The sequence below is a fragment of the Neisseria sp. P0009.S007 genome, from assembly GCF_051962515.1.
Genome location: NZ_JBQCVF010001108.1, coordinates 1 through 269 on the forward strand (window position 1 = coordinate 1; position 269 = coordinate 269).

The 269-nt window shown below is 50.9% G+C and carries 1 pseudogene; it reads right to left on the minus strand.

Annotation, left to right across the window (positions count from 1 at the left end):
* Positions 1 to 269: pseudogene (gene glmU / locus ACTHS3_RS17925) on the minus strand (bifunctional UDP-N-acetylglucosamine diphosphorylase/glucosamine-1-phosphate N-acetyltransferase GlmU); the annotation flags it as partial.

A 269-nucleotide genomic window follows, 5' to 3' on the forward strand; every position in this document is an offset into this window, starting at 1 on the left:
GGTGAGATGGTTGGCTTTGGTGCCGTTGCCGATGGTGGCGTTTTTGACTTCGACGAAGTTGCCGATGTGTACGTTGTCGGCCAGTTTGGCTTGCGGACGCAAACGGGCGTATGGGCCGATTTGGTTGTTTTCGCCGACTTCGCAACCTTCAAAATGAGAGAATGGGGCAATTTTGGTGTTGGCACCGATTTTGGCGTTTTTGATCAAGCATTTGGCACCGATTTCGACGTTGTCGCCGAGTTCTACTTCGCCTTCAATCAAGACTTTGA